Origin of the sequence: Micromonospora echinofusca, from assembly GCF_017614955.1 — a bacterium.
Taxonomy (GTDB): domain Bacteria; phylum Actinomycetota; class Actinomycetes; order Mycobacteriales; family Micromonosporaceae; genus Micromonospora; species Micromonospora echinofusca_A.
Genome location: NZ_WVUH01000379.1, coordinates 1 through 6,372 on the forward strand (window position 1 = coordinate 1; position 6,372 = coordinate 6,372).

Here is a 6,372-nt window from a genome sequence, read left to right on the forward strand (position 1 = left end):
GGGCAGTTTAGACCGCCCCGGTGACCGGACCGGCGGACGCTTCCGGCGTCAGGAGGCCGGTGGGGGCATCAGGGAGGTCGCCCCGGCGCCCAGCCCGTACTGGCCGACCTTCTTCGCGGCGACCTGCTCCACCAGGCTCAGCGTGGTGACCAGCTGCCCCTGCACGGTGTTGGCGTTGTCCACCGTGGAGATGCTCTGGGCGAGCACCGGGTCGGTACGCACCTGGGCCACCACGTTGCCGTCGGCGGAGCCGCTGCCCGCGACGACCAGCAGGCCGGTCCGGTCGAACTGCTCGACCAGCTTCACCACGGTTTCGTCCTTCTTCGTGGCGTCCTTGTCGACGTACGGCTGGCCGCTGACCACCACCACGGCCTCGGCCGGCGAGGTGACCTGGTCGGCGGTGGTGAGGTACCCCCCGTTGGTGTACGACGCGAGCACCGCCCGGCGGTCCGCCTCGGTGACCGGCGTGCCACCCGTCGCCCGGTCCAGCAGGACACTGGCCAGCAGGGCGCTGGAGGTCTCCGCGCCGTGGCCGTTGCCGGGCAGTCCGGTGGTGGGCGCGGTCGGCCGGGCGGCGGTGACGGCCAACTCCATCAGCGTGGTGTTGTTGTCCGGGTTGATGAACTTGTCCTGGATGTCGATCCGGCCGGTGACGGTGGCGCCGGCCAGCTTGAGCATCTCGGCGACCCCCTCGGTGTGGTCCCGTCCGCTGGGCAGGCTGAGCAGCAGCACCCGCTTGCCGGTGAGCTTCCCGGGCAGCATCACCTTGGCCACCTCGGCGGCGAAGTCCTCCTCCAGCCGGAGTTCCTCCTCCAGGCTGTTGACCGTCTGCCGCATGTGCTGGTTGTCCTTACGCAACGCGTTGACCGTGTCCCGCAGCGAGTCGGCGACCGGGCCGTTGAGCGCCGCCGTCCCGACCACCAGGCCGATCGCCAACGCGAGGAACACCGCAGTGAGGGACACCACGTGGTAACGGAAATTGATCACCCTTACCGCCTCAGGATCAGTGGGGGCCCGGCCGGATCGGGTCGGTGCCGGGCAGACCGGGTTGTCAGAAGAGCTGTCCCAGCTGGAACACCAGATTGTTCCACCACTCGGAGACCACGCCCAAATACGCCTTCCCCACGGTGGAGACGGCCACGGCCGAGGCCATCGCCGCCACCGCCGACAGCACCAGCAGCAGCAGCGACGACCCGGAGATGCTCTGCCGGTACAGCCGGCTGACCCCCTTGGCGTCGACCAGCTTGCCGCCGACCTTCAGCCGGGTCAGGAACGTCGAGGCCATCCCGCCGCGCCCCTTGTCCAGGAACTCGACCAGCGTGGCGTGGGTACCGACCGCCACGATCAGCGAGGCACCCTTCTCGTCGGCCAGCAGCATGGCCAGGTCCTCGCTGGTGGCGGCGGCCGGGAAGGTCTGCGCGCGGACCCCCAGCCCGTTGACCCGGGCCAGCCCGGGCGCCCGCCCGTCCGGGTACGCGTGCACGATCACCTCGGCACCGCAGCGCAGCACGTCGTCGGTGACCGAGTCCATGTCCCCGATGATCATGTCGGGGGTGTAGCCCGCCTCGACCAGCGCGTCCGCCCCGCCGTCCACCCCGATGAGGACCGGCTTGAACTCCCGGATGTACGGCCGCAGCACGTCCAGGTCGGCCTTGTAGTCGTAGCCCCGGACCACGATCAGGCAGTGCCGCCCGGTGACCTGGGTCTCGATGTCCGGTACACCCACCCCGTCGAGGAGCAGGTCACGCTCCTGCTTGAGGTACTCCATGGTGTTGGCGGCGAACGCCTCCAACTGCACGGACAGTCCCTCCCGGGCGTCCGCCATCGCCTTGGCCACGGTCTCGGCGTCCTGGAGCGCACCGTGCGCGACCGGCTCGTCACCGACGAAGACGGTGTTCCCCTCGATCCGCACCACGTCGCCCTCGCGGATCTGCTGGAAGACACTCTCCCCCAGGTCGTCCAGCAACGGGATACCCGCGTTGACCAGCACCTCCGGCCCGAGGTTCGGATACCGCCCGGAAACCGAGGGTTTGGCGTTCAGGACCGCCGCGACCCCCACCGCCACCAGCGAGTCGGCGGCGACCCGGTCCACGTCGACGTGGTCGATGACGGCGATGTCACCGGGCCGCAGCCGACCGACCAGACGCTTGGTCCGGCGGTCCAGCCGGGCGGTGCCGACGACTTTGCCCGGTTCCGCGCTCCGGGTCCGGCGCAACGTGGGTAGACGCATCGTGACCATCCTGGCATGTGAGGCAGGGGTTTTCTGTCGCGACATGCCTGAGCAGGGCCGCCCTCCCAGGGAAACACACCATGGCGCCCCCTGGTGTGGGCACGCTCACACAACCCCGGTCACGGTCGCCGCTCCCTGGCCGCCACCGCCAGCAGTTCCTCCGCGTGCGCAATACCCAGGTCCGAGTCCGGCAAACCGGCGAGCATCCGGGCCAGCTCACGCGCCCGCTCGGTGTCCTCGACCACCCGCACCCCGCTGGTGGTGACCGCACCCCCGGTGTCCTTCGCCACCACCAGGTGCCGGTCGGCGAACGCCGCGACCTGGGGCAGGTGCGTCACCACCAGCACCTGGTGGCTGCGGGCCAGCCGGGCCAGCCGGCGGCCGATCTCCACCGCAGCCTGCCCGCCCACACCCGCGTCCACCTCGTCGAAAACCAGCGTCGGTGGACCACCGGAACCCGCGAAGACCACCTCGATGGCGAGCATCACCCGGGACAGCTCACCGCCGGACGCACCGCGCTGCAACGGCAACGACGGGGCACCCGGATGCGCCAGCAGCCGCAGCTCCACCTCGTCGGCACCGTCCGGCCCCACCCCCACCTCGACGCCGTCCACCAGCAGTGACGGCTCGTTCCGGCCGACCGGTCGGGGCAGCACCGCGACCTCGATCCGGGCGTGCGGCATGGCCAACCCGGCCAACTCCACGGTCACCTGCTCGGCGAAGCGGGCGGCGGCCTCCCGGCGCGCCGCGGAGAGCCGGGCGGCCAACTCCGCCACCTCACCGGCCAGCCGCTGCCGCTCCCGGTCCAGCTCCTCCAGCAGGTCGTCGGAGGTGTCCAGTTCGGAGAGCCGGTCCCGGGCCCGGTCGGCCCAGACGATCACGCCGTCGACGTCGTCGGCGTACTTACGGGTCAACCCGCGCAGCGCCGCCCGCCGCTCGTGGATGAACTGCAACCGGGCCGGGTCCGCGTCCAGGCCGGCCAGGTAACCCGACAGCTCCGCCGCCACGTCACCGACCAGGGTGGCCGCCTCCTCCAGCCGGATCGCCAGGTCGGCCAGGGTGCGGTCCACCCCGGCCTGCGCCTCCAGCGTCCGTCGGGCCACCCCGAGCAGGGCGGTCACGTCCGGGGTGTCGTCACCGGCCTCCGCACCACCGGCCACGCACTGGTACGCCGTACCCGCCGCGACCCGCAGCCCCTCGGCGTGCTCCAGCCGCTGCGCCTCGGCCTTCAGCTCCTCGTCCTCACCCGGCTGCGGATCCACCCGGGTGATCTCGTCCAGGCCGAGCCGCAGCAGGTCCGCCTCCTGGTTGCGTTCCCGGGCGTTACGCCGCCGGTCGGCCAGGTCGTCACAGATGTGCCGCCACCGGGCGTACGCCTCCCGCAGCTCGGCCAGCAGCTTCTCGTGACCGGCGCCGGCGAACCGGTCCAGGGCGGCCCGCTGCTCCGCCGGTCGCAGCAGCCGGAGCTGGTCGGACTGCCCGTGCACCGCCACCACCTGCTCACCGACCTCGGCGAGCATCGACACCGGCATGCTGCGCCCGCCCACGTGTGCCCGGGACCGCCCCTCCACGGTGACCGTCCGGCTGAGCAGGACCGTGCCGTCCTCGTCCGGCTCGCCGCCGGCATCGGTGACCCGGGTGTGCACCGTCGTGGCCGTGGGCTCGGCGAGCCGCAGCCGCCCCTCCACCACCGCCCGGCCCGGCTGGGCACGGACCCGGCCGGCGTCGGCGCGGCCACCGAAGAGCAGGCCCAGACCGGTCACCACCATGGTCTTGCCCGCGCCGGTCTCACCGGTGATGACGTTCATGCCACCGGTCAGCGGCAGCGTGGTGTCCTCGATGACGCCCAGTCCCGTGATGCGCAGCTCTTCCAGCACAGCAACCGACAGTAGTAGCGGGGGCTGACAGTTGACCAGCCGGTGCCCGGCGGCTGTGGACAACCACCCGGCCGCGCGCACCGCCCGACCGGACAGCACCGGTTGCCCGCGCACCGCCCGACCGGTCAGCGGCGGTTGCCGCGCCAGCCGTGCACCGGCAGCCCGAACTTCGCCACCAGCCGGTCGGTGAACGGCCGGTCCTGCAGCCGGACGATCCGCACCGGCAGTGAACCCCGACGCACCGTCACCCGGGCCCCGGGCGGCAGGTCCCACACCCGCCGGCCGTCGCAGGTGAGCACGGCCAGGGTGGTGAACGGGTCGACCGTGATCGAGAAGGTCGACGTCGGCGCGGTCACCAGTGGACGGCTGAACAGCGCGTGCGCGCTGATCGGCACCAGCAGCAGCGCCTCGACCTCCGGCCAGACCACCGGTCCACCGGCGGAGAAGGCGTACGCCGTCGAGCCCGACGGGGTGGCGCAGACGACCCCGTCACAGCCGTACCGCGACAGTGGCCGGCCATCCACGTCGACGAGGAGTTCGAGCATCTGCGCCCGTTCCCCCTTCTCGACGGTCACCTCGTTGAGGGCCCACGACTCGATCGTCGGGCCGCCGTCCAGTTCGGCGTGCACGTCCAGGGTGAGCCGCTCGTCGACGGTGTAGTTGCGGCTCACCACGTCCCGTACCGCCAGATCGAGATCGTCGATCTCGGCCTCGGCCAGGAACCCCACCTTGCCCAGGTTGATCCCGAGCAGCGGTGCCTTGGCCGGTCGGGCGAGTTCCGCCGCCCGCAGGAACGTGCCGTCCCCGCCGAGCGCGAAGACGATCTCGACGCCCTCCGCAGCGGCCGGGCCGCTCACCGGCAGCACCCCGGGCAGATCCAGGTCGTCGGCCTCCTCGGCGACCACCCGGACCTCGAAGCCGGCGCTGATCAGGTCCGCCGCCACGGTGCGGGCGTGCTCGGTGCTGCGCCGCCTGCCGGTGTGGGTGACCAGCAGTGCCGTGCGACCCGACGGACCGCCGCTGCCCACCGTCACCGGTCGCGGCGCCGGCTCGTGACCACGGGAACCGCTCCGCTCACTCCCCGCGCTCACCGGCCCGCCTTCCGTCCGCGACTACGGGGCTCGCTCCGCTCACTCCTCGCGTTCACCGGGACCATCTTCCGGTCGGGACCACGCGGGCCGCAAGGGGTGCCATCCCCGTCACCCCTCGACCGGCACGACGCTGCCGCCGGTCGGCCCGGCGGCGACCACCGCGCGTACCTGCTCCGGATCGGCCTCCGGTGCGCCCCGCCGCAGCCACACGAAGAACTCCACGTTGCCACTGGGCCCCGGTAGCGGGCTGGCGGTGACGGCGGCCAGTCCGAGCCCGAGCTGCGCGGCGGCGGCGGCCACGTCGAGCACCGCCTCGGCCCGCAGCGCCGGATCACGGACCACCCCACCGGCACCGACGCGGTCCTTACCGACCTCGAACTGCGGCTTGACCATCAGTGCCAGGTCACCGTCGGCCCGGGTGCAACCGGTCAGCGCGGGGAGCACCAATCGCAACGAGATGAACGACAGATCCGCGACGGTCAGGTCGACCTCGCCGCCGATCGTGTCCGGGGTGAGGGTGCGGACGTTGGTCCGCTCGTACACCCGGACCCGCCCGTCGTTGCGCAGCGACCAGGCGAGCTGGCCGTAACCGACGTCCACGGCGACCACCTCCGCCGCGCCCGCGCGGAGCAGCACGTCGGTGAACCCGCCCGTGGAGGCGCCCGCGTCCAGGCAGCGACGACCGCTGACCGGCAGGCCCAGCGGCCCGAACGCCGCCAGTGCGCCGGCCAGCTTGTGCCCGCCCCGGGAGACGTACTCGGTGCCCGGGGCGTCGCCCACCACCCGTACCGGATCGGCCGGATCGACCATCGCGGCGGGCTTGCGGGCCGTCACGCCCCTCAGCTGGACCCGCCCGGCCTCGACCAGGGCGGCGGCCTGTTCCCGGGACCGGGCCAGACCGCGGCGGACCAGTTCGGCATCCAGCCGGGTACGACGTGCCATGCGGTGGTTCTCTTCTCGGTGCGGGGGCTCACGCCTGGTCGATGGTGGCGAGGGTCTCCTGAAGCGTCTGGTACGCCGCCTCGTAGTGCGCGATCTGATCCGCCGGAGACAGCTCGGCCGCGTTGGCGATCGCCCGGAGGGCGGCATCGACTGCCGGATGCGACGCGCCCGGGTCGCTGTCGACCGGTGCCGGATGGGGCGGCCCGGGTCGGGGACCCGGGCCGCCCCATCC

6 protein-coding genes are annotated in these 6,372 nt (G+C 72.6%); all 6 read right to left on the reverse strand.

What is annotated here, in order from left to right:
• Positions 1-48: 48 nt before the first annotated feature.
• Positions 49-987 carry a copper transporter gene (locus tag GSF22_RS28870; RefSeq protein WP_208817005.1) on the reverse strand — a complete coding sequence of 313 codons (939 nt, stop codon included), beginning with the start codon at positions 985-987 and terminating at the stop codon, positions 49-51.
• A gap of 64 nt (positions 988-1,051) precedes the next feature.
• Positions 1,052-2,230 carry a putative cytokinetic ring protein SteA gene (gene steA / locus GSF22_RS28875; RefSeq protein ID WP_208817007.1) on the reverse strand — a complete coding sequence of 393 codons (1,179 nt, stop codon included), beginning with the start codon at positions 2,228-2,230 and terminating at the stop codon, positions 1,052-1,054.
• A 119-nt stretch (positions 2,231-2,349) separates the two neighbouring features.
• Positions 2,350-4,107, reverse strand: coding sequence for a DNA repair protein RecN (gene recN, locus GSF22_RS28880; protein WP_208817009.1), 1,758 nt, complete (start codon positions 4,105-4,107; stop codon positions 2,350-2,352).
• A 125-nt stretch (positions 4,108-4,232) separates the two neighbouring features.
• Complete coding sequence (locus GSF22_RS28885) at positions 4,233-5,135, reverse strand: NAD kinase (protein ID WP_208817013.1); 903 nt, start codon at positions 5,133-5,135, stop codon at positions 4,233-4,235.
• Between the two features lie 171 nt (positions 5,136-5,306).
• Positions 5,307-6,140, reverse strand: coding sequence for a TlyA family RNA methyltransferase (locus GSF22_RS28890; RefSeq protein ID WP_208817011.1), 834 nt, complete (start codon positions 6,138-6,140; stop codon positions 5,307-5,309).
• Positions 6,141-6,168: 28 nt separating this feature from the next.
• Positions 6,169-6,372 (reverse strand): hypothetical protein (locus tag GSF22_RS28895; protein WP_208817015.1); only part of this gene is annotated, 204 nt, incomplete at its 5' end.